29 protein-coding genes are annotated in these 26,053 nt (G+C 59.2%); 26 read left to right on the top strand and 3 right to left on the bottom strand.

The annotated features are described in order from the left end of the window. From B2W52_RS08730 to B2W52_RS08650, 17 genes are all read left to right on the top strand, one after another. Nucleotides 1–1,116: FHIPEP family type III secretion protein (locus B2W52_RS08730; protein ID WP_286802513.1), on the top strand; the 1,116-nt coding region annotated here is incomplete at its 5' end. Nucleotides 1,117–1,176: 60 nt separating this feature from the next. Continuing rightward, entirely contained in the window at nt 1,177–2,472 is a 1,296-nt protein-coding gene (flhF, locus tag B2W52_RS08725) for a flagellar biosynthesis GTPase FlhF (RefSeq protein ID WP_286802511.1), read from the top strand. 85 nt (nt 2,473–2,557) lie between these two features. Further along, complete coding sequence (locus B2W52_RS08720) at nt 2,558–3,370, top strand: MinD/ParA family protein (protein WP_041646273.1); 813 nt, start codon at nt 2,558–2,560, stop codon at nt 3,368–3,370. Between the two features lie 31 nt (nt 3,371–3,401). Further along, complete coding sequence (locus B2W52_RS08715) at nt 3,402–4,145, top strand: RNA polymerase sigma factor FliA (RefSeq protein ID WP_008173085.1); 744 nt, start codon at nt 3,402–3,404, stop codon at nt 4,143–4,145. A 162-nt stretch (nt 4,146–4,307) separates the two neighbouring features. Next, nucleotides 4,308–4,691, top strand: coding sequence for a chemotaxis response regulator CheY (gene cheY / locus B2W52_RS08710; RefSeq protein ID WP_008173086.1), 384 nt, complete (start codon nt 4,308–4,310; stop codon nt 4,689–4,691). A 20-nt stretch (nt 4,692–4,711) separates the two neighbouring features. Continuing rightward, a complete protein-coding gene (locus B2W52_RS08705) occupies nt 4,712–5,497 on the top strand; it encodes a protein phosphatase CheZ (protein WP_008173087.1) in 786 nt (261 codons plus the stop codon). A gap of 16 nt (nt 5,498–5,513) precedes the next feature. After that, the gene (locus B2W52_RS08700; RefSeq protein ID WP_062782274.1) at nt 5,514–7,664 is read left to right on the top strand and encodes a chemotaxis protein CheA; all 2,151 of its coding nucleotides are present in this window, start codon (nt 5,514–5,516) and stop codon (nt 7,662–7,664) included. Between the two features lie 65 nt (nt 7,665–7,729). Continuing rightward, nucleotides 7,730–8,893 (top strand): protein-glutamate methylesterase/protein-glutamine glutaminase, encoded by a 1,164-nt coding sequence (locus B2W52_RS08695; protein WP_062782277.1) that lies wholly within the window; start codon nt 7,730–7,732, stop codon nt 8,891–8,893. Then, a complete protein-coding gene (locus tag B2W52_RS08690) occupies nt 8,893–9,633 on the top strand; it encodes a flagellar motor protein (RefSeq protein WP_008173090.1) in 741 nt (246 codons plus the stop codon). The genes B2W52_RS08695 and B2W52_RS08690 overlap by 1 nt, the downstream gene beginning before the upstream one ends. A gap of 18 nt (nt 9,634–9,651) precedes the next feature. Then, the gene (gene motD, locus B2W52_RS08685) at nt 9,652–10,434 is read left to right on the top strand and encodes a flagellar motor protein MotD (protein ID WP_286802506.1); all 783 of its coding nucleotides are present in this window, start codon (nt 9,652–9,654) and stop codon (nt 10,432–10,434) included. A 194-nt stretch (nt 10,435–10,628) separates the two neighbouring features. After that, nucleotides 10,629–11,426 (top strand): ParA family protein, encoded by a 798-nt coding sequence (locus B2W52_RS08680; RefSeq protein WP_039881985.1) that lies wholly within the window; start codon nt 10,629–10,631, stop codon nt 11,424–11,426. Further along, nucleotides 11,419–12,228: a chemotaxis protein CheW gene (locus B2W52_RS08675; protein WP_008173093.1), complete on the top strand. Its 810-nt coding sequence runs from the start codon at nt 11,419–11,421 to the stop codon at nt 12,226–12,228. Before B2W52_RS08680 ends, B2W52_RS08675 begins: the two co-directional genes overlap by 8 nt. Nucleotides 12,229–12,362: 134 nt before the next feature. After that, the gene (locus B2W52_RS08670) at nt 12,363–12,851 is read left to right on the top strand and encodes a chemotaxis protein CheW (RefSeq protein WP_008173094.1); all 489 of its coding nucleotides are present in this window, start codon (nt 12,363–12,365) and stop codon (nt 12,849–12,851) included. A 67-nt stretch (nt 12,852–12,918) separates the two neighbouring features. Beyond that, a complete protein-coding gene (locus B2W52_RS08665) occupies nt 12,919–13,311 on the top strand; it encodes a DUF2802 domain-containing protein (RefSeq protein WP_053112462.1) in 393 nt (130 codons plus the stop codon). Between the two features lie 26 nt (nt 13,312–13,337). After that, the gene (locus B2W52_RS08660; protein ID WP_286802501.1) at nt 13,338–14,192 is read left to right on the top strand and encodes a protein-L-isoaspartate O-methyltransferase family protein; all 855 of its coding nucleotides are present in this window, start codon (nt 13,338–13,340) and stop codon (nt 14,190–14,192) included. Next, nucleotides 14,080–15,609: a GspE/PulE family protein gene (locus B2W52_RS08655; RefSeq protein WP_286802542.1), complete on the top strand. Its 1,530-nt coding sequence runs from the start codon at nt 14,080–14,082 to the stop codon at nt 15,607–15,609. Before B2W52_RS08660 ends, B2W52_RS08655 begins: the two co-directional genes overlap by 113 nt. Continuing rightward, nucleotides 15,606–16,709: an ATP-binding protein gene (locus tag B2W52_RS08650; RefSeq protein ID WP_286802499.1), complete on the top strand. Its 1,104-nt coding sequence runs from the start codon at nt 15,606–15,608 to the stop codon at nt 16,707–16,709. The genes B2W52_RS08655 and B2W52_RS08650 overlap by 4 nt, the downstream gene beginning before the upstream one ends. Here the strand turns inward: B2W52_RS08650 and B2W52_RS08645 are convergent. Both B2W52_RS08645 and fliK read right to left on the bottom strand, forming a co-directional pair. Further along, nucleotides 16,695–17,009: an EscU/YscU/HrcU family type III secretion system export apparatus switch protein gene (locus B2W52_RS08645; RefSeq protein ID WP_008173099.1), complete on the bottom strand. Its 315-nt coding sequence runs from the start codon at nt 17,007–17,009 to the stop codon at nt 16,695–16,697. The genes B2W52_RS08650 and B2W52_RS08645 overlap by 15 nt on opposite strands. Continuing rightward, complete coding sequence (fliK, locus tag B2W52_RS08640; RefSeq protein WP_286802496.1) at nt 17,006–18,388, bottom strand: flagellar hook-length control protein FliK; 1,383 nt, start codon at nt 18,386–18,388, stop codon at nt 17,006–17,008. Before fliK ends, B2W52_RS08645 begins: the two co-directional genes overlap by 4 nt. A 132-nt stretch (nt 18,389–18,520) precedes the next feature. On the opposite strand from fliK, the gene ccmA reads away from it, so the two are divergent. From ccmA to ccmI, 9 genes are all read left to right on the top strand, one after another. Next, complete coding sequence (ccmA, locus tag B2W52_RS08635) at nt 18,521–19,159, top strand: cytochrome c biogenesis heme-transporting ATPase CcmA (protein WP_053112454.1); 639 nt, start codon at nt 18,521–18,523, stop codon at nt 19,157–19,159. Continuing rightward, a complete protein-coding gene (gene ccmB / locus B2W52_RS08630; protein ID WP_008173102.1) occupies nt 19,149–19,874 on the top strand; it encodes a heme exporter protein CcmB in 726 nt (241 codons plus the stop codon). The genes ccmA and ccmB overlap by 11 nt, the downstream gene beginning before the upstream one ends. Before the next feature lie 31 nt (nt 19,875–19,905). Continuing rightward, complete coding sequence (gene ccmC / locus B2W52_RS08625) at nt 19,906–20,649, top strand: heme ABC transporter permease CcmC (protein ID WP_062782295.1); 744 nt, start codon at nt 19,906–19,908, stop codon at nt 20,647–20,649. Nucleotides 20,650–20,652: 3 nt separating this feature from the next. After that, nucleotides 20,653–20,892 (top strand): heme exporter protein CcmD, encoded by a 240-nt coding sequence (gene ccmD / locus B2W52_RS08620; protein ID WP_014577599.1) that lies wholly within the window; start codon nt 20,653–20,655, stop codon nt 20,890–20,892. A 14-nt stretch (nt 20,893–20,906) separates the two neighbouring features. After that, on the top strand, nt 20,907–21,377 hold the full coding sequence (gene ccmE / locus B2W52_RS08615; protein WP_273017605.1) for a cytochrome c maturation protein CcmE: 471 nt from the start codon (nt 20,907–20,909) through the stop codon (nt 21,375–21,377). 37 nt (nt 21,378–21,414) lie between these two features. Continuing rightward, nucleotides 21,415–23,421: a heme lyase CcmF/NrfE family subunit gene (locus tag B2W52_RS08610; protein WP_053112449.1), complete on the top strand. Its 2,007-nt coding sequence runs from the start codon at nt 21,415–21,417 to the stop codon at nt 23,419–23,421. Beyond that, the gene (locus tag B2W52_RS08605; RefSeq protein WP_053112446.1) at nt 23,418–23,954 is read left to right on the top strand and encodes a DsbE family thiol:disulfide interchange protein; all 537 of its coding nucleotides are present in this window, start codon (nt 23,418–23,420) and stop codon (nt 23,952–23,954) included. The genes B2W52_RS08610 and B2W52_RS08605 overlap by 4 nt, the downstream gene beginning before the upstream one ends. Then, a complete protein-coding gene (locus tag B2W52_RS08600) occupies nt 23,954–24,427 on the top strand; it encodes a cytochrome c-type biogenesis protein (protein ID WP_053112444.1) in 474 nt (157 codons plus the stop codon). The genes B2W52_RS08605 and B2W52_RS08600 overlap by 1 nt, the downstream gene beginning before the upstream one ends. Nucleotides 24,428–24,495: 68 nt before the next feature. Further along, nucleotides 24,496–25,764 (top strand): c-type cytochrome biogenesis protein CcmI, encoded by a 1,269-nt coding sequence (gene ccmI, locus B2W52_RS08595; protein ID WP_053112442.1) that lies wholly within the window; start codon nt 24,496–24,498, stop codon nt 25,762–25,764. 3 nt (nt 25,765–25,767) lie between these two features. Here ccmI and B2W52_RS08590 read toward each other — a convergent pair. Further along, a partial coding sequence (locus tag B2W52_RS08590) for a BatD family protein (RefSeq protein ID WP_476738520.1) occupies nt 25,768–26,053 on the bottom strand: 286 nt, incomplete at its 5' end.

Raw genomic sequence — 26,053 nt, 5'->3', positions numbered from 1 at the left:
CCAGGCGGTGACGCTGGCGGCGATCAGGGGCGTCAATTACCGGCCCCCGGAGAGACCAAGGAGCTGGGCTGGGACGATGTGTCCACTGTCGATATTGTCGGTCTGGAAGTGGGTTACCGGTTGATCCCGCTGGTGGACAAGTCACAGGGTGGCCAGTTGCTCAGTCGTATCAAGGGCGTTCGTAAAAAGCTGTCCCAGGATCTCGGCTTCCTGATGCCCTCGGTCCACATTCGAGACAACCTCGATCTTATGCCCAACGTCTACCGCATCACCCTGATGGGCGTGACGATTGCCGAAGCGGAAATCCATCCGGACCGCGAACTGGCCATCGACCCCGGTCAGGTATTCGGAAAGATAGAAGGCATTGAAGGCAAGGATCCGGCGTTCGGTCTGGACGCCAGCTGGATTGAGCCAGACAAGAAAGAGCAGGCCCAGACGCTCGGCTATACCGTGGTCGATGCCAGTACGGTGGTCGCGACCCACCTTAACCAGGTACTGCAGAAACACGCCCACGAGCTGCTGGGCCATGAGGAAGTCCAGAAATGGCTGGATCAGCTTGAAAAGATTTCTCCGAAGCTGGCCGAGGAACTGGTACCCACCACCGTATCCATCAGTCTGCTGCTGAAAGTGCTGCAGAACCTCCTGAAGGAAGAAGTGCCGATCCGAGACATGCGGTCCATTGCCGAGGCCATCGTGAACGTGCATCCGAAGAGTCAGGATCCGAAGCTGTTGACCACCGTTGCGCGGCAGTCCCTGCGCCGGATGATTGTCCAGAGTATCTGCGGCAACGAATCAGAGATACCGGTGATCACCCTGGATCCGGATCTGGAACAGTTATTGCTAAAGTCTGTTCAGCAGAGTCAACAATCCGGCGGACAGGAAGATATTGGCCTGGTTCTGGAGCCGAATATGGTTGAAAAACTCCAGCGCTCGCTTCAGGAGAGCGTCCAGCGTCAGGAGATGCTCGGCAAGCCAGCCATTCTGCTGGTGTCCGGGCCCCTGAGGCCGGTGCTGGCGAAGTTCGCCAGCTACGGGGTAGAGCGGCTCCATGTGCTCTCGTACCAGGAAATTCCGGATAACAAACAGATTACGATCGTGGCGTCCGTTGGCCAGTAACGGCGCGGATGACAGAGCGGACAGCGCCGGCACGGCGTTGCCGGTGGAGGAAGAGGCATCATGAAAGTAAAACGGTTTTTTGCTCAGACCATGGCCGAGGCGCTCAAGCAGGTCAGTGAACAGATGGGGCCGGACGCCGTGATCCTTTCCAATCGTCGGGTCGACGGCGGTGTCGAAATTGTGACGGCGCTGGATTATGACGAGAATATGGCGCGCCAGCGACTGGGCAACCAGGCAGAAGAAGCCACCAACGGGTCCCGCTTGGCCGAGATGCAGGCCGACCAGCACAGGCGTCTTGAGGACGAGCTGAGCCGGTCCCGGGACCGCATCCGTGAAGTACGGGAAAAGCGGGCATCGCAGGGCGCGAGCTACGCCGGTTCGTTCGCTGCCATTCAGGAAGGGGTGAGCGGTGGTTTTGGTGATATTGAACCTCTGCCACAGGCGCCGAGGGAAGCCTATTCCGATGAGCTGGCGCAGATGCGGGCCGAGATCAGCTCGCTCAGAGACATGATGCAGGGCCGTCGGCCGCAACCGGAGCCGGAGGTTTCTGCGACCACCGCCGTGCAGCAGAGGCTTGCCGAGCGCTTGCAGGAGTTCGGCCTCGGCAGTGATCTGGCGGGGTCAATTTCCCGTCGTCACAAGGCGGGGCGTCTGGAAGACGGTTGGAAGCAGTCCCTGAAAATGCTGTGTACCGGGGTCCGGACCTCCCGCATGGAGTGGCTGGATGAGGGCGGCGCCTACGCGTTGGTGGGGCCGACAGGGTCCGGGAAAACCACCACCATCGGAAAACTCGCCGCTCGCTACGTGCTCAAGCATGGTTCCGATTCCGTGGCCCTGGTTACCACGGATCGCTATCGGGTGGCGGCGCACGAGCAGTTATTCGTGTTCGGTCGGATCCTGAATGTGCCGGTTCGGGTCGTGGATGAGAGCCACAGTCTGGACGATATTCTGGACGAGCTGTCAGACCGTCATCTGGTGCTGATTGATACCGCCGGACTGACCAGTGCGGACAAAGGCTATCAGGAACAGCTGGCCGAACTGGCTCGCAGCCATCACAATATCAAAACCCATCTGGTGGTCTCGGCAACCAGTCAGCCTCGCATCATGAAATCCGTGTGGCATTGCTATAAGATGGCAAATCTTGCGGGCTGTGTGATGACCAAGATTGATGAAGCCCTCACGCTGGGTGAATCTCTCGGCTTTGTGATGGAAACCGGTCTGCCGGTAGCCTATTACACAGACGGCCAGAAGATTCCTGAAGACCTGCACCACGCAGAAGCCGTTCCGCTGGTGCGGTTGGCCGTGGACCGGCTTAAAACACTCCAGCAACAGCAGGCGGTCGCAGAGGGGGCCTGAACTCATGAACCCCGGACCGGACAAACAAACAGTGAGCGTCCGAACAACAGCCCCCGGCTAGACGTGGCGAGAGACCAAAAACAGTATGAGCAGAGCACATCCGGTACAGGTGATTGCAGTTTCCGGCGGAAAGGGTGGTGTCGGCAAGAGTAACGTGTCGGTGAACCTCGGAATTGCCCTGGCGCAGAAAGGCCGGAGAGTGGTGCTGCTCGACGCCGATCTGGGGCTCGCCAATATCGACGTCTTGCTGGGCATCACTGCCAATCGCAACCTCCAGGATGTTCTGGCGGGCGATTGTGATCTGAAGGACGTTCTGGTGAATGGTCCCGGTGGCATCAAGATTGTCCCCGCCTCTTCCGGTACCCAACGAATGACCCAGCTCAGCCCCATGGAACATGCCGGGCTGATTAATGCGTTCAGCGAACTGGGTGATCAGATCGATGTCCTGATCGTTGATACCGCCGCCGGTATTTCCGAGTCAGTGGTCAGTTTTCTTAGAGCGTCGCAGGAGCTGCTGCTGGTTGTCTGCGACGAGCCGACCTCGATCACCGATGCCTATGCCCTGATCAAGCTGATGAACCGTGATTATGGAACCAACCGCTTCCGTATTCTTGCCAATCAGGTCCGGAATGAGCAGGAAGGCCGGCATCTGTTTGAAAAACTGACCCGGGTCACCGAGCGCTTCCTCGATGTGGCACTACAATACGTAGGAATAGTCCCCTACGATGAGGCCGTGAAGAAAGCAGTTCAGCGGCAGCGTGCGGTGCTGGACGCCTATCCCAGGGCGAAAGCTTCACTGGCCATCAAGGCGCTGGCGGACAAGGTAGATAGCTGGCCGTTGCCGTCCTCGCCCCGTGGGCATCTGGAATTTTTTGTGGAGCGGCTCGTCGAAGTCTGAATCGGATCCAGTCAAACAAAAAACCGGATACATGACATTGGCGAAAAACCTCGGAATCTATAACCAGTCAAGTGCGCAGAAGCCGGCTCAGCTCATTGAGCAGCACGCGCCGCTGGTCAAGAAAATTGCCCTTCACCTGATGGCTCGCCTGCCGGCGTCCGTCCAGCTTGAAGACCTGATGCAGGCCGGCATGATCGGTCTGCTCGAGGCCGCCCAGCGTTACAGTTCTACCAAAGGTGCTACCTTCGAGACTTACGCCGGTATCCGTATTCGCGGCGCCATGGTGGACGAAATCCGCAAGGGTGACTGGGTCCCCCGTTCCGTGCATCGCAACGCCCGTCGCATTTCCCAGGCCATCAAGGCCGTTGAAGATAGACTTGGCCGCGAAGCCCACGACCAGGAAGTGGCCGAAGAGCTGGGTATGGGGCTGCCCGAATACCACTCCTACCTTTCCGGTTCCAACAGCGGTCGACTTTTTAGCCTCGACGAGCTCAATGAATCCGGAGAGCTGCCGATAGAACAGACAGAGACGCAGGATAATCCCCTTGAGGGGTTGTCCTCCGATGCCTTCCGGCGGAGCCTCGCTGAGGCGATTGAAGACCTGCCGGAGCGGGAAAAGCTGGTGTTGAGCCTTTACTACCAGGAAGAACTGAACCTCAAGGAGATTGGCGCGGTGCTCGGCGTCAGTGAGAGCAGGGTAAGCCAGATTCACAGCCAGGCAGCCCTGCGCCTTCGGGGACGGCTCTCGGATTGGCGTCAGGAATCGGACAACTGACCGCGTTCAGTCTGTGTCGCCAACGAGGTAGTCTGTAGTTTTTGGTAACCGATGCTTTACAACCGAAGCAAAGGTCCGACAATAAGCGGTTAAAACAGCGGCCTGCTAGACTTTGAACGCAAAGGTCAAACGAATTCCGGGTGTTACTAACTGGAGGTCCCATTGGACAAAAACATGAAAATCCTCATTGTGGACGACTTCTCCACAATGCGACGGATCATCAAGAACCTGCTGCGTGATCTTGGCTTCACCAACACCGATGAAGCTGACGACGGCAACACGGCACTGCCAATGCTCAAAAGCGGCAAATACGATTTTCTGGTGACCGACTGGAACATGCCTGGCATGTCAGGCTTCGACCTGCTCAAGGCCGTTCGGGCGGACGAGAATCTGAAAACCCTGCCGGTATTGATGGTAACTGCTGAGGCCAAGCGCGACCAGATCGTTGCCGCTGCCCAGGCAGGCGTAAACGGGTATGTGGTCAAGCCGTTCACCGCTGCCGTGCTCAAGGAAAAGATTGAGAAAATCTTTGAAAGAATCCAGTAACCAGAGGTCGGATGGCTCTCATGAGCGATAGCAAAAAGAACCATCGGGGCCTTGAACCGGAGGTGACGGAAAAGCTCCAGCGGCAGGCAGCGGAACTGGCCGAGAGTGTTGATGCGGGTGATTATGCCAAAGCCATGACCCTGATCAATGAACTCAGCGAAGTCAGGGATCAGGGTCTGTACCGTGAGGTAGGGCGGCTGACGCGGAGCCTGCACGAAGCAATCCGGAACTTCCAGATTGATCCCCGTAACGCCGAGCAACAGGAAGCACTGTCAAAGATGACAGATGCCTCTGATCGTCTCGAATACGTTGTGCAGATGACCGGTGAAGCAGCCAACCGGACCATGGACCTGGTTGAGGAAACCATGCCGGTGGCCAATGCCCTCAGAGACGAGGCCGCCGCGTTGCGTGATGAGTGGCAGCGCCTGCGTCGCCGGGAAATGCAGCCGGCTGAGTTTCGCGAGCTGTACGGCCGGATTGATCGCTTTTTTGTCAGCATGGCAACCGATGCCGACACCATGTACAGCAACCTGTCGGAAATCCTGCTGGCTCAGGACTATCAGGATCTGACAGGTCAGGTCATCCAGAAGGTCACCGCCCTGGTGAAAGAGGTTGAGGAGCAAATGCTCAGCCTGGTGGTGATGGCCAGTCATGTGGACCAGCTCACGGGCACGGTGCACCAGATTGAAGAAAAAGAAGAGTCTGCAGAGAAGGGCGTCGGGCCCCAGATCAAGGCCGATGAGCGTGAAGATGTAGTTTCGGGGCAGGACGACGTAGACGACCTGTTGTCCAGTCTCGGTTTCTGAATAATGAGGGTAACGCATGGCGTTTGATGCTGATGAAGAGATTTTGCAGGACTTCCTGGTAGAAGCCGGCGAGATCCTCGAAAAGCTGTCAGAGCAGTTGGTAGATCTTGAGCGACATCCTGACGACAGTGATCTGCTCAACGCCATCTTCCGTGGTTTCCATACCGTGAAAGGCGGAGCCGGCTTCCTTCAGCTTGAAGCGCTGGTGAACTGCTGCCATTCCGCGGAAAACGTTTTCGACATCTTGCGTAATCACAAGCGCAAGGTGGATTCCGAACTGATGGACGTGGTTCTAGAAGCACTCGACTACGTCAATGCCATGTTTGAGCAGGTCCGCAATCATGAGGAGCTGACACCGGCTCCGGACGAACTGATTGCCCGTCTGGATGCCCTGGCCCAGCCTGAAGGCGAGGGGGCACCGACCGCTGCCGCTCAACCTGAGCAGGAAGAGAGCGAACCGGCAGAAGACGGTGGCGACATCACCGACGACGAGTTCGAACAGCTTCTGGACGCACTGCAGGACGAGAAATCAGCGGAGGTTTCCTCGGCTTCGAGCGCCGGATCGGCCGGCGGTGACCAGGAAAGTTCTGGAGACGACGAAATAACCGACGACGAATTCGAAGCGCTACTGGACCAACTGCACGGAAAAGGTCAGTTTGCCGGTGCGCCAGCTGGCGAGGAAGAGGCTTCTGGTAAAGAAGAAAAGCCGGCTGCCAAGGCCGGATCTGCTGGCGGCGATGACCTGATCACCGACGACGAATTCGAGAAACTGCTGGACGATCTTCACGGCAAGGGCGGAAGCCCGACCGCGGGCGGAGAGCCTTCAGCCTCGAAAGAGCCTGCAGCTCCAAAACAGCCCTCAGCGCCGAAACAGCCTGCATCTTCAAAAGAGCCGGCTTCAGCGAAAGCAAACGCGTCAAAACCCGAAAAGTCGAAGCCGGCCGAGAAGCCGGAGGCCAAAGGCGCTGCCGCACCGGCGATGCCTGCTCGCGAGAATGCCCCGGCCGCGGAAACGACGGTTCGTGTCGACACCAAGCGGCTCGATGACATCATGAATATGGTGGGTGAGCTGGTGCTGGTGCGTAACCGCTTGCAGCGTCTGGGTGCTGAAAGTGAAGACGAACACATGCACAAGGCGGTATCCAACCTGGATGTGGTTACGACTGATCTCCAGTCCGCCGTCATGCAGACCCGCATGCAGCCGATCAAAAAGGTGTTCGGCAGGTTCCCCCGCGTTGTGCGCGATCTCGCCAGAAACCTCAAGAAAGAGGTGAACCTGGTGATGCATGGCGAGGAAACCGATCTGGACAAGAACCTGGTTGAAGCGCTGTCTGATCCGCTGGTTCACCTGGTGCGGAATTCGGTGGACCACGGGATCGAGGCTCCGGAAGTCCGCGAGAAGGCCGGGAAGCCACGCCAGGGCACGGTTACCCTCTCTGCCGAGCAGGAGGGAGACCATATTCTGCTGTTTATCGAGGATGACGGCGCGGGCATGGATCCGGAAGTCCTGCGCCGCAAAGCAGTCGAAAAGGGTATCTACGACCAGGACGCCGCGGACCGGCTGACCAATTCGGAGTGTTACAACCTTATTTTTGCCGCCGGATTCTCCACCAAGGAGCAGATTTCGGATGTGTCCGGACGTGGCGTCGGCATGGATGTGGTGAAAACCAAGATTGGCCAGCTCAATGGCCAGTTGAGCATCGAATCCGAGCTGGGCAAGGGCTCTCGCATTGTCATCAAGGTTCCGCTGACGCTCGCCATCATGCCCACCCTGATGATCATGCTGGGCGATCAATCCTTTGCGTTGCCGCTGGTCAACGTGGTCGAGATTTTCCATCTGGACCTGACCAAGACCAACATCGTCGATGGGCGCGAGTGCATTGTGGTTCGGGATAAAGTCTTCCCGCTATTCCATATCAAGCGCTGGCTGGTTCGTGGCGGTGCTGGCCAGGAGGTGCCCGATAACGCCCATGTTGTCATTGTGGCCATGGGTACCAAGCAGGTCGGGTTCGTGGTCGACCAGCTGGTTGGTCAGGAAGAAGTGGTTATCAAGCCCCTTGGGCGAGCGCTCCAGGGTACGCCAGGCATGGCCGGTGCCACTATTACCGGCGATGGCCGGATTGCACTCATTATTGATGTGCCAAGCCTGTTGCAACATTACGGTTGAGCCGGGCCTTCCGGCGCTTTTTGCCAGAGAAGGCCGAAGAACGATGGATTGGGTAGGAGAAGTGGATGACAGTTTCTGTCCTGGTCGTTGACGATTCAGGGTTTTTTCGCAAGCGGCTGACGGAAATCCTGACCAGCTCCGGCCAGATCAAAGTGGTAGGTGCTGCGACCAATGGTCGGGAAGGCGTTGAGCTGGCCGAGAAACTGCGTCCCGACGTGATTACCATGGATTATGAGATGCCCGTGATGGATGGCATCTCTGCCGTGCGCGAAATCATGCGCAAACATCCGATACCGGTGCTCATGTTCTCATCGCTCACCTATGAGGGCGCGCGGGTCACACTGGATGCGCTCGAGGCCGGCGCCGTTGATTTTCTGCCCAAGAATTTCGAAGAAATTGCCCGGGACAACAGTCAGCTTCAGAAAATCCTGATTGAGCGGATTCTGGATGTAGCCCGCAGTCGTCCCGGCAACCGTTCTCCTGCGCCTTCCCGCGCGGAACCTTCAGCTCCCGCCTCCCGGGCGCCGGAGCCTGCAGGGCGCCCGCGTCCGGAACCAGCACCGCGTCAGCGTCCTGATACCCGGGCTCCGGCAGCGTCGGCAGGTTCTCCGGGCGAAACCGAGGCCCCCAGGCGCCATGGCCGCCGTGGGCCGGCCAAGCATTACGCCGTTGTTGGCATTGGTACTTCAACCGGCGGCCCGGTTGCCCTGCAGCGGGTACTGACGGTGTTGCCGGCGACCTTCCCGGCACCGATTGTTCTGGTGCAGCATATGCCGGCGAGTTTTACTCCGGCCTTCGCCGAACGCCTTAACAAGCTCTGCCGGATTGAAGTCCGGCAGGCTGAGGATGGTGATGTGTTGCGGCCCGGCCTGGCTTTGCTGGCGCCCGGCGGCAAACAGATGATGGTCGAGAATCGGGGCGGACAGCCCAGGATCCGTATTCTGCCCGGAGACGAGCGGCTCAATTACAAACCCTGCGTGGACGTTACCTTCGGTTCTCTTGCCCGCAGCTTTCCGGGCAAGACGCTCGGCGTCATTCTTACCGGGATGGGCTCGGACGGCAAAGAAGGCTGTCGGATGATGAAGCAGAGCGGGTCGGATATATGGTCCCAGGATGAAAAATCGTCTGTGATCTACGGCATGCCGATGGCCGTTGCCAAGGCAGGGCTGACGGATGAGGTATTGTCCCTGGACGAGATCGGGCCACGCCTCGCTGAAGGTGTGTGCTGATGGATATCCTGAGCCTGCTCGGGGTCATACTGGCCTTTGCCGCAATTCTTGGCGGTAACCTGCTGGAAGGCGGAGCGGTTGGCTCACTGTTTAATGGGCCGGCGGCCATCATCGTCATCGGTGGCACTCTGGCCGCGACTATCCTGCAGACCTCGTGGCCCATGCTGAAGCGAGCCTTCACTCAGGTGCGCTGGGTCTTTTTTCCGCCGTTTATCAACCTTGAAGATGGCATCGGAAAAGTCATTGACTGGAGCGTCAAAGCCCGCAAGCAGGGCTTGCTGGGCCTTGAAGGTCTTGCCGAGCGCGAGCCGGAGCCCTTTGCCCGCAAGGGGTTGCAATTGCTGGTCGACGGTGCCGAAACCGAGACCATCAGGGGCATCATGGAAGTTGATCTGGAATCCCGTGAGCAGAGGGATCTGGAGTCGGCCAAGGTGTTCGAGGCCATGGGTGGTTACTCGCCAACCATCGGCATTATCGGGGCTGTCATGGGCCTGATCCAGGTGATGACCAACCTGGAGGATCCCCAATCCCTGGGTAGCGGGATCGCAACCGCCTTTGTAGCCACCATCTACGGTGTGGCGCTGGCCAACCTCCTGTTCTTCCCGGTCGCCAACAAGATGCGCGGTATCGTGCGGGAGCGCACCCGCTATGAGGACATGATGATCGATGGCCTGATTGCCATCGCCGAGGGTGAAAACCCGAAATCCATCGAATTGCGGCTGCGGGGCTTCCTGCAGTAAGCATGCGCAGGCCAACTTATGCGGCGCCGTAGGCAACCCCAGGATGATCTGCACAACAAGGAGCGGTGGCTGATTTCCTACGCGGATTTCATCACCCTGCTGTTCGCCTTTTTCGTCGTGATGTACTCGGTATCGTCCGTTAACGAAGGCAAATACAAAGTCCTTTCTGAAACCCTGACCGGCGTGTTCAATGCACCCCAGCGCTCCTTCCAGCCAATCGAGATTGGCGACCAGCCCCAGAGATCGCTGAATGCGCCTGCCGAGAACGTAATCCCGCCGGCCGTGACCGAAGCGCCCCGAAATCCGGAGATGGACGCGCAGGCGCGGACTGAAGCGCTGCGAGCCATGGCTGACCAGCTGTCCATGGAGTTTGATGAGCTGATCAACCAGGGCGTGGTGTCGCTTGAGACCAGCGACCAGTGGCTGGAGCTGAATCTGCCCAACAGTCTTTTGTTTGGCAGCGGCGATGCCGAGCCCCATTACGATGCGTTCGAGGTGGTCGAGAAAATCGCCACGGTTCTGAACAGCCGGGACAACGCTGTCAAAGTGGAAGGCTTCACCGATAATCAGCCGATCAGTACCTCCCGTTTTCCGTCAAATTGGGAATTGGCAGCCGCCCGGGCGGCTGCCATGGTCCGGATGCTGGTGATGGAGGGCATCGAGCCGGAACGTCTGGCGGCTGTCGGCTATGGCCAGTATCAGCCGGTTGCCCGGAATGACACTGAAGAAGGGCGCCGCAGAAACCGCCGGGTGGTATTGCTGATCTCCCGTGACGCCAGTATTCGCGGTGCCATGCGCTGACCCGATCGTCGGCAGATGCGTATAGAGCCATTGGCATGGTTCCTGTATTACTCCCCGTTAACAATAAGGCGCCGGCAACAGCTTGCCGGATTTTCCGAGGGCTGGTTCAAGTTGCCCGGGGAGTGGCCGATAAACGGGACTGTGGCAACGGTTAATTGCCGGCCACATCGATGTATTCTCTGGAGAATCAAAGCGTGCGAATCTGGGCAGTAGCCAATCAAAAAGGTGGTGTCGGTAAAACCACGAGTGTGGTCGCCCTGGGCGGCTTGCTTGCCGAACGCGGCAAGCGTGTTCTCGTTGTGGATCTGGACCCGCATGGCTCGCTCACCAGCTGGTTCGGGTACGATCCGGATACAATCGCGCACAGTGTTTTCGACCTGTTCCAGCACCAGGGCAAGGTTCCGGAAGGGCTACCCGCCCAACTGATTACGGAGACCAGCTGCAAGGGCCTGTCCCTTTTGCCGGCGAGTGCAGCCCTGGCTACCCTTGAGCGACGAATGATCGGCGTGGAAGGCATGGGGCTGATCATTTCCCGGGCCCTGACTCAGCTTTGGGACGACTTTGATTATGTTCTGCTCGACAATACTCCCTCTCTGGGGGTTCTGATGGTTAACGCCCTTGCGGCAGCCCAGCATCTGATCATTCCCGTGCAAACCGAATTTCTGGCCATCAAGGGCCTGGAGCGCATGCTCCACACCCTGAAGATGATCATGCGTTCCCAGAAAAACGAACTTTCTTACACCATTGTGCCCACCTTGTATGACCGGCGGACACAGGCGTCGGTGAAAAGCCTGAACCTGTTGCGGAAGACCTACCGCGAGTCCCTCTGGCAGTTTGCGATTCCGGTGGACACCAAGTTCCGGGATGCCAGCCAGGGCGGCATAACACCGTCCGCGCTGGATGCCGAAACCCATGGTGTCCGCGCCTACAGCCATCTGCTGGATGATCTCATGGCCCGGGTGGGCAGGGTGAAGGAGCGTCAGCATGGCTGACGATAAATTGACACGGCTGGCGGATCCGGAAACTGCCATTGCCAGTTATCTTGACGAACTGCTGCACACGGCCACTGATACGGCGCTTCGGGAGGAAATCGAAGCGCCGGAACCGGTGAAACCTGCACCTCCGGAACCGCGGGTGGCAACCCGCACGAAACCGGCATCTGTGCCAACCGTCGAAAAACCGCCGGCAAGACCTGAACCACCCAAACGGGTCCGGGAAACGCCGGCGGAACCTGAGAGGCCAGTGGTGCGACAGGTGCCGGAAGCGCCGGTGCCGAAGGCAAGGATTGAAGCTCAGCCTGCGCCGGAGCCGGCCGCGCCGCCGTCCCGCCCGGAGTGGTCAGAACAGCCCTTTGAGTGCCTCATTTTCACGGTGGCCGGTCTGCAGCTGGCGGTGCCTCTGATTCTGCTCGGTGCCATTCACCGCATTGAAGAAGAGATCCGGCCCATCCCGGGAAGTCCACGCTGGTACATGGGAATCCGCCCGGACCGGGATCAGAACCTGAGGGTGGTGGATACCGCCGAATGGATCATGGCAGGGCGGGTGCCGCCCGATGCCCGGGACAACTACCGGTTCGTGATCCGGCTGGATAACAGCGACTGGGGGCTCGCCTGTGATGACGTCGCCCAGTCCTTTACCCTCCGGCCGGACGAAGTGCGTTGGCGCACAGCCCGAAGCAAGCGTCCGTGGCTGGCCGGCACTGTGATTGACCACATGTGTGCGCTGATTGATGTGCGCACCATGGCAGACTTGCTGGTGAGGGCGGAAAGAGAGCACCATCTGGATCTGAGCTGACGCAAACAATGGTTACTGAATGAAACCGAGCCGTGCTGGCACGGTTTGTGCCCTTAACTATAGTATTGGGCACTGATGATATTTTTTTGACGATCAGGTTGCCCGCCGGGCAGCCCAAGAGGAGAAACATCGCTATGGCATCCCCGAGCGGACAAACCAATCAGGCCCAGGACGATCAGGTACTGCAGTACGTTACCTTCCGGCTGGATGATGAGACCTACGGTCTGAACGTCATGCAGATTCAGGAAGTGCTGAGATACACGGAGATTGCTCCGGTTCCGGGGGCCCCGGATTATGTGCTCGGCATCATCAACCTTCGGGGTAACGTGGTTACCGTTATCGACACCCGCCGGCGCTTTGGCCTGGCCGATGCCGAAGTAACCGATGCCACCCGGATTGTGGTTATGGAATCTGCCAACCAGGTTATGGGCATTCTGGTGGATTCTGTCGCCGAGGTGGTGTACCTGAAAGCCAGCGAAATTGAAACTGCACCGAACGTGGGTAACGAGGAAAGTGCCAAATTTATCCAGGGCGTGTGCAACAAGGATGGCGAACTGATCATTCTGGTTGAGTTCGACAAGATGCTGTCAGACCACGAGTGGGCTGAAATCGCGGCACTGTGATCCGGGGCAACCCGCTACAGGCCTCACGATGGATGCCTTCCGTGGCAATTAACGGGAGACATCCGTCATGTTTGCAGAAATTCCTTCATACCTTCCCTGGGCGCTGACTGTTGCGGCCCTGTCTCTGGTTTTCGTTCAGGGCCTGGTTCTCGGGCGCCAGGTACGTAGCCTCCGAGCAACGCTGAAAGAGCGCTGTGATACCCTTGGCCGGGAACTGCATGCCACCACCAGTGGCAGCATGGGGGTAGGGCAGCGGTTGGTTAGCTGTGAGCGTCAGTTGCACGAGCTGAGGACCACGCTCGACGAAATGCGCCAGAACGATCCGCTGCGAATCTCTTACGATGAAGCCTCTCGACTGGTTGATCTCGGCGCCGATATCGACGATCTTATGAACACGTGCGGAATTTCCCGTCCCGAGGCCGAGCTGGTGTCAGCACTCAGAAAACGTCAGGCGGCCTGATACCAAGCCGTTACGGACGTTGTTGAATGAAGAGAGTCTATCCGAGGGCCCTTGAGGCCCTTCGATCTGTATCCCGCCATGATTTTGTTTCCGGTTCTGACCTGGTTGCCTCGATAACCGGCCACTCCATTCCCCGCGAAGAAACTGTCAGCCACATTCTCTCCCTGCTCCCGGAAATAGAACCGGATCAGATGGTGATGCACGTGGGCGGTGGCTCAGGCTATTTTGCCGCTGTGCTGTCCGGGCTCGCCCATCGGGTCCTGTACGTGGAGCGGAATGCCGTTGTCGCCGAGGCTGCCAGAGAGCGGTTTGTCCGTCTGGGTATGCACAATGTGGATGTCGTTGTTGCCCGTGCGGAAGAGGCGCCCGAGCCTGATCCACTCTGTGATCTCGTTTTGTGTACCTCGTTTGTCAGGGACCAGACTGCCCTGGCGCACCTGGTTCGTGAGGGGGGGCGCCTGGTGTGTCTTGAAGGGCGAGCGGGACCCGTCCCGAGCCTGGCCATGTTCGAAAAACAGGGTGCCAAGCTCAAGCGTGTGCGCACCCTGGGCTGGGTCGACTTCAACCGTAACGTCGAGCAGATCCTCATTGATCAGGGTGTCGTGGACGAAGCGGTCCTGGCCGAGGCAAAGGCGGAGGCAGCGAAGCAGAATTGCCGGCTGCTGGACGTGCTCCGCCGGAAACTGAATCTTGAAGAGATTGATCTCTACCGTTCTCTTGCCCGTCAGCGGGGCATGACCTTCACCGATGCGGACGAGCTTCTGCCGGATCTCCATCCGGCGATTTTCCCGAACGTTTCTGGATCTCTCACGACTGATACCCATCGCCGAGGAAGATGGTCGGATCACGGTTGTGACCGACGATCCCGATGCGCGCACTGATCAGCTCGAGCGGTTGAGTCCTAACCAGGTGGTTGACTGCCTGCTGGTTACACCGACGGACTTTCGTCGGCTCTGGTCAGCTCTTGATCTGACTGCCAAAGGGCGCCGCTTTGCAGCGGATCAGGAACCAACCCCGAACCAGGCGGCGGACCCGACTGGCAGCAAGGATCAGCTTCTGGGCAAGGATCCGAAAAACAAGCACGTCAGCCCCTATCTGGTGTCTGTCTACGAAGCCATTCTGATGGACGCTGTAAGTGAAAAAGCCAGCGACATCCATATAGAACAGTACGGTGACCGGATTCGCATTCGCCTTCGGGTGGATGGCGATCTCCATGATCTGCCCCAGTACCAGCTGTCGGCCCGGGAGATGAAAGGGGTGATTAACGTCATCAAGCTGCGGGCAGAGCTGAACATCGCCGAGCACCGGCTGCCCCAGGGTGGGCGGTCCCGGCTGCAGCTCGGCGATATGGCCTACGATCTGCGGATACAGACCCAGCCTTCGCTCCATGGCGAACATGCCGTTATACGTCTGCTGCCGCAGACCGGCCGCGCCATGACCATTGCCGAACTTGGCATGTCATCCATGATCGGTGCCCGTTATCAGCGCTTGCTGGATAACCCGGCGGGACTGGTGCTGGTGGTCGGTCCGACCGGGTCAGGCAAGTCCACCACGCTGTATGCGGGGCTGCAGACCCTTGCCGATGACGGCCGCCGGAAAGTTATCACGGTGGAAGACCCCATCGAGTACTCCATCGACAACATTCAACAAACCCGGGTCAGATCAGAAATTGGCTTTGGTTTCGCCGATGCCATGAGGGCGTTTGTCCGGGAAGATCCGGATGTCATTCTGGTGGGCGAGATCCGTGACCAGGAAACCGCTCTGGAGGCGATACGGGCCTCCCAGACCGGCCACGTGGTTCTGTCCACGCTGCACTGCAACGACGCGGTGGATTCACTGCAGCGCTTGTATGATCTGGGTATCCACCCGAATTCCATTGCCGGTGAGCTGCTGGCTGTCATCGCCCAGCGGCTGGCCAAGCGCATCTGCAAGCATTGTTGCCAGCCTGCAGAGCCGGACCCGGTGATTCTGTCCGAGGTGTTTCCCGACGGCCCGCCCGCGGATTTCCGGTGTTTTCAGGGCGCCGGTTGTGACAAATGCAACGGCCGCGGCACCCAGGGTCGAGTGGCAATTGTCGAGTACATGGAAGTCGATTCGGACATCCGGAACGCCATTTCCAGCCAACCGCCCATCGGGGAGCTGCGCTGGCGAGCTCTTGATGCCGGCCTGGTGACCATGCGGGACAGCGCCCTGGACCATGTGATTGAAGGCACTATTCCGCTTTCCGAACTGCCGCGGATTCTCCCGAGGGAGCGCATGGCACCGGAAGTTCGGGGCGGCCGCAGGAGTCAGGAATGAGCAACAAGCAATCTGTTAACAAGGCGGCCCAGCGGGAGCCCGTGGAGGTAGTCTACGCCGCGGAGCTGGACAAGCTCAGGAGTATGGATCATGGCCCGGTGCCACCAGGCTGGCAGATGTCGCCGCGGGCGGTGGAAAAGTTCGTCATGGGGGATGAGAAACTCGGCATTGAGCGGAAGTTCGTTGCCGACCGGGCCATGGTGGTCCGGATCATCATTTCCCTGTGCACCAGCCGCGGCTGCCTTCTGGTCGGCGAGCCGGGTACCGCCAAATCCTGGTTGTCGGAGTTGCTGGCCGCCGCCATTTCGGGAAGCTCCACGTTAACCTTGCAGGGTGGGGCGGTGAGCAGCGTCGGGCAACTGCTGTATAGCTGGAACGAAGCGGTACTGCATACCGAGGGCCCCTGCCTGAAGGCGTTGGTACCCAGCCCCTTGCTGCGGGGCATGATGGAAGGGCAAATGGTCCGGTTTGAAGAGATCGCCCGCTGCCCACAGGCGCTGCAGGATGCGCTGCTCTCTGTGCTGTCCGACAGGGTGGTGGTGATTCCCGAGCTGGCGGGCGAGGACGGTGTGGTGCTCGCGCGGGAAGGTTTTAACGTTATCGCCACGTCCAACAGTATCGACGAGGGTGTGCACCGGATGAGCGCTGCCCTGAAGCGGCGAATGGACTTCGAGGAAATCCGGCCTATCCGTCATCTGGCCGACGAGATGGATGTTGTGCTCCGGGAGGTCCGCAGGGCCAACAGTCGGGCTGGCATCGAGGTGGCGCTGGAAGAATCGGTGGTCGAGATTCTGGTGACCATGTTCCACGAGCTGCGCAATGGCCAGACCCTGGACGGACGCAGCACCGATCGCCTCGCCGGTTCGGCTCTTTCCACCGCGGAAGCCGTGTCGGTCGCTCACGCGGCCAGCCTCAACGCCTGGTATTACGGTGGCGGAAGCATCACGGTTGAGCAGCTGATGCACCACATCATCGGCTCGGCCCTGAAGGACCAGCCGGAGGATCGGCGCCGGCTGCGTCATTACTTTGAAACCACGGTGGCGCCAAGGCGTGGCGACAACTGGCAGCAGGCCTGGGCGCTGCGCTCACTGATTCACTGAATCATCCGGTGCGCCGGGTTTGCGATCTTCTGGGGTGAGCCCGCGAATGTGGAAGGCAAACGCCAGGATCTCCGCAATTACCCGGTAGAGCGATTCGGGAATCTCTTCGTTCAGTGACAGGCGGGCCAGAATGCTGGCCAGCTCCGCATTTTCGTAAAGGGGAACGTTGTGCTCCCGGGCGATTCGGATGATCTCCTCCGCCAGCTCGTGGGTGCCAGTGGCGCTGATGGTGGGCGCTTTCTCACCGTCGTACTTGAGCGCAACGGCGGCCCTGCTTTGCTGTTCTGTTTCTGATGTCATGCCCGTGTATCCACCAGTCTGTGTTCGAGTCGGGTGACGCTGCTTTGCGGCGTGCCGCGGCGGCAATCCAGGTCTGTCACTTCCAGGCCCAGATCGGTTAGGCTCTGTCGCAACGCGGGAAGCTCCTGGTTCACCTGACGCAGGGTTGTCTGTTTTTCTGCCCAGACCCGGGCGCTCACTGCCTGTTGGCGAAGGGCAACATCGAAATGCAGGGAGCCAGCCTCATCCAGGTCCATGGTCAGTGAAAGCCGCCACTCGGCTGTGGTGGTTTTCGCGGATCGGGTTTCCGATTCCCGGTCTTCGGGATATTGTTCGATCCGGACCTGCGCCAGCCTCGGTTCATTCTGTGGCGTCAGCCATGGCAGATCGAGTACGAGGGTAGAGGCAGGTGCGGGCCCTGCTGCATCGCCGCCACCGCGGGCAGTAAGTACCTGGCTGTGCAACTGGTTGACGGTGATCCGGTTGAGCATTCCGGCCAGCAGGCGGAGCATCTGCCCGACGCTGGGCGCTTCGCCACTGCCGGGGGCCTGGGGTGTGGCCAGCGGTTGGGGAAATTGCAGCGGCGCCTGCATCAGCTCCGGCGTCGAGATAGGTGTCAGCCGGTTGAAGTGTTCTGGTGTACTGCCCTGTTGGGCAAGCAAGGCGGTGATCACTCTACCCAGCGCCAGCTTGAGATCGGGCAACTGGGCAGAGGGTGCCTGGGCCAGTCGCGACTCGGCGAACAGGCCACTTTCTGAAAGCCATTGCCGGACCTGTTGCGATGTCGTGTCCTGGCTGCCAGAACCGGGAGTCAGACTGTTCCCCGAAGGCAGCCTCGCCATCATTTGTTCAATAGCCTGTCTGGCGGCCTCCGGCAGAGGTTGGGGGCCTCGCGATGAGGGCAGTTGGCCCGGTAGCGGGTCTTGCCGGAGGCCTTGTGTGAGAGTGCCCAGCAGCCTTGCCAGTCCACCATCCAGGGTTTGCTGCCAGGGCAGTCGCTGGGCCAGCGCTCGGGCGATACCGGCTTCGGGTGCGGGTGCCAGTTTGCCCATCAGCTGCAGCTCATTGCCGGCCCGCATCACTTTTACCCAGTCACCGGTTGCCAGTTCAGTCTTGCCGACGGCCGCCTGAACCAGAAGAGACTTGCCGCGAATGTCCAGTAACAGGTCCGCGCTGTTACCGCCCTGACGGTTGATGATCTCGGCCACCCGGGCCAGGGTGGTTTCCCGGTTCGTCAGCTGCAGCTGATCGAGCAGTTGCCGCGCTGATGCGGCCGCGGGCTCCCGGGCCGCTTCGGTTGAGACTGAAGGCCGGGACGTCTGTGTTGCAGGCTGGGCTGGAGGTGTCGGGGGCTGTTGTCCGTTGGGTAGTTTCATCGTCACTGATTTGATGTTGGACAAGAGTAATCCGCCGGCGCTTTTGTTATAATACGCCGCGCCGGCAGGTCATGCGCGAACAATGTTCATGGTCGCCGCTGTCACGAATGCACCCGATGCCGTCTTCACGCGCATCGTCCTGGTTACGGGGTCCTGATGTCTGAGCCGTTATTACAGGCTGTCGATCTGCAGTGCGAGCGGGATGAACGGATCCTGTTCCGTGACCTGTCGTTCTCCATACTGCCCGGTACGGTCGCCCGTGTCGAGGGGCCGAACGGCTCCGGCAAGACCACGCTGCTGCGAATGCTGGCCGGCCTGAACGACGCCTGGTCCGGCAATCTGCTCTGGTGCGGCAAGTCCAGGTCTGCCCAGCGGGAAGAATTCCTCCGCAATACCCTGTATCTTGGCCACCGGCCTGGCATAAAGCCGTTGCTGACACCGATGGAGAATCTCCGGGCACTGACGGCCGGGCGGCGGCCGCTGCCAGATCCCGTTCTGCGTCAGGCGCTTGATGGCACCGGATTGACCGGGTTCCAGGATGTGCCCTGTCGCAATCTTTCGGCGGGGCAGCAAAGACGGGTTGCCCTGGCGCGCCTGTTGATTGCCGACGAGCCGCTCTGGCTGCTGGATGAAGTTTTTACCGCCATTGATGCCAGCGGTGTCAGCGCCATTGAACAGCTGCTTCAACAACGGGCTGCCGAGGGAGGTGCGGTGGTAGTGACGACCCATCACGATCTCAGATTGCCCGGTATGCAACGCATTGTGTTGGGCGGAGGGTCGACCGATGAATGCTGATTGCAGGCCGGCACTGACTTTGCGGCAAGACACCGTCGGTGCGCTGGCGGCAATGCAGACCGTGTTTGCCCGGGATATGAAGGTGGCCTTCCGGCAGCGCCAGGATCTGCTCAATCCGCTGTTGTTTTTTGTCATGGTCGTAACCCTTTTTCCCCTGGGGGTTAGCCCGGAAGTGTCATTTCTGCGGGAGGCCGGGGCCGGTATCCTGTGGGTAGCGGCGTTGCTATCGGTGTTGTTGTCGCTGGACCACCTGTTTCGCCATGATTTTGACGACGGCACGCTCGAGCAACTTGTGCTTCAGCCCCAGCCCCTGTTTCTGCTGGTACTGGCGAAAACAGCGGCGCACTGGGTGTTAACAGGCTTGCCGCTGGTGGTACTAACGCCGGTTTTGGGCGTAATGGTCCATCTTGACGGGAACTCCATCGGAGTTTTGTGTCTAACGCTGCTGATCGGTACACCGGTGCTGAGTCTGATCGGGTCAATCGGCGCGGCGCTGACGCTTGGATTACGGTCGGCAGGGGTGCTCTTGTCCCTGTTGATCATTCCGCTGTACATTCCCGTCCTGATTTTCGGAACAGGTACGGTGGCTTCGGCCGCAGAGGGCGCTCCCGCGGGAGCCTATCTGGCCCTGATGGGCGCGTTTCTGGTGCTGGCACTGACCCTGGCACCCTTTGCATCGGCAGCGGCGCTGCGTATCAGCCTGTTCAACGGGTAAAACAAGGTAACGGTAGGACGGTAACCATCTGATGTGGCAATTTTTTCACAAGCTGGGTTCTCCCAAATGGTTCTTCGGGATTGCGGCCCGGCTGATGCCCTGGCTCCTGGCGGGCGGTATCCTGCTGTTGATGGCAGGCATTGTATGGGGGCTGGCCTTTGCGCCCAAGGATTACCTCCAGGGTAATAGCTACCGCATTATTTTTATTCACGTGCCCACGGCCTTTCTCGCCCAATCGGTGTACGTAATGATGGCTGTGGCAGGTGTTGTCACTCTCGTCTGGCGCATGAAACTGGCCGACGTGTTTGTAAAGTCGGTTGCGCCGGTGGGCCTGGTACTTACCTTTCTTTCCCTGTTTACCGGCGCTGTCTGGGGTAAGCCTACCTGGGGAACCTGGTGGGTATGGGATGCCCGCCTGACATCAATGCTGATCCTGCTGTTCCTGTATGGTGGCGTAATTGCCCTGGACAGGGCGATCAATGATGAAAAATCTGCGGCACGGGCGGTAGCCGTGCTTGTGCTGGTCGGGGTGGTAAATATACCGATTATCCAGTACTCCGTTGAATGGTGGAATACGCTACATCAGCCGTCGACGTTCAAACTGACGGAGAAGCCGTCCATGCCGGCGGAAATGTGGGTGCCGTTGCTCCTGTCCGTGTTGGGGCTTTATCTGCTGTTTGGCTGGCTCGCCTGTCTGCGTATGCAGACAGAGATTCTGTTACGCGAACAGAGAACGCGCTGGGTTAAAGATTACGTGTTGGCCGGGAGGGTCTGAAGTATGGCGTTTGATTCCTTTTCGGCATTTATGGTGATGGAAGGCCACGGGCCCTATGTGTGGTCCTGTTACGCTGCGTTTTTCCTGCTGATGATTGGCCTGATGGTCTGGTCCCTGCGCCGTCGCAAAGCGGCCATTGAGGCCTGCCGTCGAGGGTACGAGTTCCAGGCCGGGCGGAAGGACCAGCAGGCTGCCCCGGCTTCGGCAGCATCCTTCACCCGCGTCAAGGTTTCCCAAGACTGAAAGGCAGATAGCTGATGCATCCAATCCGAAAAAAGCGACTGACTATTGTCATGTTCCTGCTGGTGGGGCTGGCCATCGCTGTGGGTCTGACCACCTATGCGCTGCGACAGAACATCAATCTGTTCTACGACCCCACCCAGATTTCCGCCGGCGAAGCGCCGGTGGATGTCAGAATCCGGGCCGGTGGTATGGTCGAGGAGGGCTCGGTTCTGCGTGATCCGGACAGCCTGATGGTTGAGTTCAAGGTGACCGACTTCAACGCGTCTGTGCCGGTTCAGTACACCGGTATCCTTCCGGATCTGTTTGCCGAGGGGCAGGGTGTGGTTGCCATGGGCAGGCTGAATGAAAGTGGCCGCTTTGTGGCCGATCAAGTGCTGGCCAAGCACGATGAAAACTATATGCCGCCGGAAGTCGCGGATGCGCTGGAGAAGGCCTCGAAGGGTCGGCATGCAGCCAGTGGCAGTGCGGAAACCGTGTCCTACTAACCGATTTATCTAACAGCCTGGTTTCTGGAGGCCTTTAATGTATCCCGAACTCGGACAGCTTGCACTGATTCTCGCACTGTTGTTGGCAGTGCTTCTATCCGTAGTCCCTTTGGCCGGTTCTTTGACCGGCAGAAACAATCTTCAGGCGTTCGCCAGGCCGCTGGCGTCCGGCGTGTTTGTCTTCGTGGGGCTTGCTTTTGCCGTCTTGACCCATGCCTTCGTGACTGACGACTTTTCGGTGGCCTATGTGGCCAATAACAGTAACAGCCTGTTGCCCTGGTATTACAAGTTCAGCGCTGTTTGGGGCGGTCACGAGGGCTCGCTGCTACTCTGGATACTGATGCTGGCGGGCTGGACGTTGGCGGTCGCTATTTTCAGCCGTCGCCTGCCGGCGGTGATGATCTCCCAGGTGCTCTCGGTGCTGGGCATGGTCTGCGTCGGCTTCCTACTGTTTATCGTGATTACCTCCAATCCGTTCGACCGTTTGTTGCCCAATGTGCCCGCCGATGGCGCAGATCTGAACCCCTTGCTCCAGGATTTCGGGCTGATCGTGCATCCGCCGATGCTCTACATGGGCTATGTCGGCTTTGCCGTTGCTTTCGCTTTTGCCATTGCTGCGCTGATCAATGGCCGCCTCGATGCCGCCTGGGCCCGTTGGTCGCGCCCCTGGACCACGGTTGCCTGGGCCTTTCTCTCTCTGGGTATCGCCCTCGGGAGCTGGTGGGCCTACTACGAGCTGGGCTGGGGCGGCTGGTGGTTCTGGGATCCGGTCGAAAATGCATCGTTGCTGCCCTGGTTGTCGGGGACTGCACTCATGCACTCGCTGGCCGTTACCGAGAAGCGCGGCGTGTTCAAGAGCTGGACCGTACTGCTTGCCATTGTCACCTTTTCACTAAGTCTGCTGGGCGCTTTCCTGGTCCGTTCCGGCGTGCTCACCTCTGTGCATTCTTTTGCGGCGGACCCGGAGCGGGGCACCTTCCTGCTGGGCCTGCTGGCAGTAACGGTGATCGCAAGCCTGGCGCTCTATGCGTTCCGGGCGCCGGTGGTTCACGTCCGGTCGCGCTACGGCTCGTTTTCCCGAGAGGTTTTCCTGCTTCTTAACAACGTACTGTTGGTTTCCGCCACGATTCTGGTGGCGGTCGGCACACTGTATCCGCTGGTTCTTGATTATCTGGAACTGGGCAAACTGTCGATCGGTGAACCGTTCTTCAATCTGACGTTCAGCCCACTGGCCGTCGCAACGGGCCTGTTGCTGGGCGCTGGTATCTTCTCCCGCTGGAAGAAAACCGATGGTGGCTGGCTGGCGCGCAAACTGCTGTGGCCCTTGGCAATCAGCATCGTTGCCACCACGGCGGTCCTGATCGGCTATGGTGGATTCAAGCCCTGGGCTTTCCTCGGCGTGTTTTCTGCCATGTGGGTAACCGTTGCTACTTTCTGGGATCTCTGGGAAAAATCATCGTCCCGAAAAGGCCGTCTGCACGGCCTCAAGCGGCAGTCCCGCAGCTATTACGGCATGGTGCTCGGGCATCTGGGCCTGGCCATTACCATGGCGGGGGCTACGGTGGTTTCCAACTACGGCATTGAGCGTGATGTTCGCATGGTGCCGGGCGATGTCGCGACCGTCGGCGATTATCATTTTGTATTCAGGGATATCGGCGCGCGCCAGGGCGCTAACTTTACGGCTCAATATGGCACCTTCGATGTCATGTTGGATGGCGAGCGTGTTTCCGTGCTTCATCCCGAGAAGCGCCAATACTCCGTGGGGATGAGCGTCATGACCGAGGCCGATATCGACGCCGGTCTGTTCCGGGACATCTTCGTGGCCATTGGTGAGCGCATCACCGACGAGGCTTGGGCCATCCGGCTGCAATACAAGCCGCTTGTTCGCTGGCTCTGGCTGGGCTCGCTGTTTATGGCAGCCGGCGGCTTCCTGGCTATCGCTGATCGCCGCTACCGCATCCGGGAGGGAGCTGACACGAAGGTGCAGACCGATACTGTCGCGCCTGAGCCAGGTTCTGCGACGTCCGCTGGAGTTACCTCATGAAGCGGTTCCTGCTCTTTCTGCCACTGCTGATTGCCCTTGTTGTTGGTGTCGTGCTGTTCGCGGGTATCGGCAAGGATCCGACCAAACTGGAATCGGCTCTGGTTGGCAAACCGGTGCCAGAGTTCAGTCTGAAAGATTTGCACAACGCTGATGTCGTGCTCGATCAGAGCCTGTTTCGTGGCCAGGTCACTCTGCTGAATGTCTGGGGCACTTGGTGCCCCGCCTGCAAGGACGAGCACGACGACCTGATGTGGCTGGCCGAAGAGAAAGGCGTCAACATCATTGGTCTCAACTACAAGGACAACCGCGAGGATGCGCTGTTGTGGCTTGACCGTTTGGGCGACCCTTACCGGAAAATCATCTATGACCCCCGGGGCACACTCGGGTTTGATCTGGGGGTATACGGCGCGCCGGAAACCTTCGTGATTGATGCCGAAGGCGTGGTTCGCTATCGCCATGTGGGTGTGGTCAATAAGGAGGTCTGGGAACAAACGCTGCTGCCTGTGTTCAATGACGCTCAGGGGAATGGCTGATGGTCCGGATCGTTTATTTGATGTTGGTGCTTCTGCTTTCCGGTGCCGCTGCAGCCGAGGTGGCCGACGTATACGATTTTTCGGATCGGGCTCAGGAGCAGCGTTACCAAAACCTGATCGCGGAATTACGCTGCCCGAAATGCCAGAACCAGAACATCGCCGATTCCAACGCGCCTATCTCCAAGGATATGCGCGATGCGGTCTACCGGATGATGAAAGACGGCGCCAGCAACGAGGAAATCGTTGAATCTCTCGTTGGCAGATTTGGTGAGTTTGTTCGCTACAAACCCGAGCTGGACAGCCGGACATTCCTGCTCTGGGCGACACCTGCGATTGCGGTGTTCGGCGGGTTTCTGGTGGTTGCCGGTGTGGTGATTCGTTCCCGGCGAGCGGGGCCGTCAGGCCCGGCGTTGAGCACTGAAGAGAAAGCCCGTGTCGACAAAATGCTGGCAGAGCAGGACAGATCTTCCTGAAGCCGGCACTTTCTGGCATGTCCTGGCCGCAACCTCATTCTTAATTCTGAACCTGTGACTGAAATTCCATGACTGACACTTTCTGGATTGCCGCAACGGTACTGATTGTTCTTGCCCTGTTGTTTGTCTTGTACCCCGTCTTTTTCCATCGGCTCGGCACGAGGAAGCAGACGGACCTGAAAAACCAGAATCTGATGGCCTATCGCTCCAGGATGAAGGAGCTCGACAATGAATACGAGGCCGGTATTCTGGACGACGAAAATTACCGGCAACTCAAGGAGGAGCTTGCGGGAAGCATGCTCGATGACGTTCCGGAGCAGGACCAGGTGAGGCCCGTGATCAGTGGCGGCAGGAGTGCCATGGCAGTGGCCCTGGTCTCGATTCTACTGATCCCGGCTGCCACGGTTTATCTGTATGAGCGCTGGGGCGCGATGGACCGGGTTGAACAGTTCATTACCATGCAGCAAATGGGAACCACCGAAGGATCGAGGCAGGCCCAGATGACCGAGCTCTCAGGGCAGCTCCGGGAACGGCTGGAAGCCAGCCCGGATAATCCGGACGGCTGGGCAATGCTGGGACGCACCTACATGCGTCTGGAACGCTTCGACGATGCAGCCTGGGCGTTCCGGCAACTGGCCGGCAGTGTTAATGACGATAGTCGGGCGCGAGCCGTTGCTTATGGTCTGTCTGCCCAGGCGTTGTTCTTCGGGAGCCAGGGCGCCATGACGAAAGAGGTTACGGCGGCCATTGAGCAGGCCCGTGAGCTGAACCCGGATGAAGTGAATGCCCTCGGTTTGCTGGGGATCAACGCCTTCAGCCAGCAGAACTATCGGGAAGCCATCGAGTACTGGGAGCGAATCGAAACCGTAGCACCCGACCACCCCCAGATTGGCTCCATTCGGGAAGGTATTCGTGAAGCCTACACGCGTCTCGGCGAGGAACCACCGGCACAGGTGGCTGCAGCCGAAACCTCTGGTGCTGGGGTTACCGTTCGGGTAACGCTTTCCGAGGATTTCCAGAATCAGGTGCCTGCAGATACCACTCTGTTCCTGTTTGCTCGCCAGCCCAATGTCCAGCAGGGCCCGCCTCTGGCAGTAGCCCGGCTGACGGCAGATCAGTTGCCGGTGGAGATCCGGCTGGACGACCGGTACGCCATGTCACCGCAGGCTACCATTTCCAGTGTTGACGAGGTGGTTGTAACCGCCCGTCTCAGTCGTTCCGGCAATGTGGCCGCCCAGGCAGGAGACTGGCAGGGCAGCACCGACGTTCCTGTAGCCGTTAACGAGAGCCAGGAAGCGCCGGTAGCGGTTGTGATCGATCAGCAACTGATTGACTGATCCTCAGGAGAGACCCTCGGGATAAAGCGGAGGCAGATCGGCGTTTGCCCGCGTCTGTTTTCGCTTCCGAATGGCCTCAAGAGTCCGGGCCAGTGGCCGTCCATCCCAGTCTTCGTTGCCATGGTCTGGCGCAAAGAACCGGGCCTGGAGCTTGCCGAGCTCTGTTGCCATGGTCTCGTCCTGGAAGTGGTGCACAACGTCAGACGCGGAACGGAAGTGTTCGCCGGGTCTGTGCCGATTGGCCCATGCTACCAGCAGCTCCGGTGTCTGGGCTGAACCGCTTCTCACG

Origin of the sequence: Marinobacter sp. UBA2498 (assembly GCF_002341575.1) — a bacterium.
In the GTDB taxonomy this organism is placed as follows: Bacteria; Pseudomonadota; Gammaproteobacteria; order Pseudomonadales; family Oleiphilaceae; genus Marinobacter; species Marinobacter manganoxydans.
Note: the sequence above shows the minus strand (reverse complement) of the source record. Positions and strands in the feature narration are given on the sequence as shown.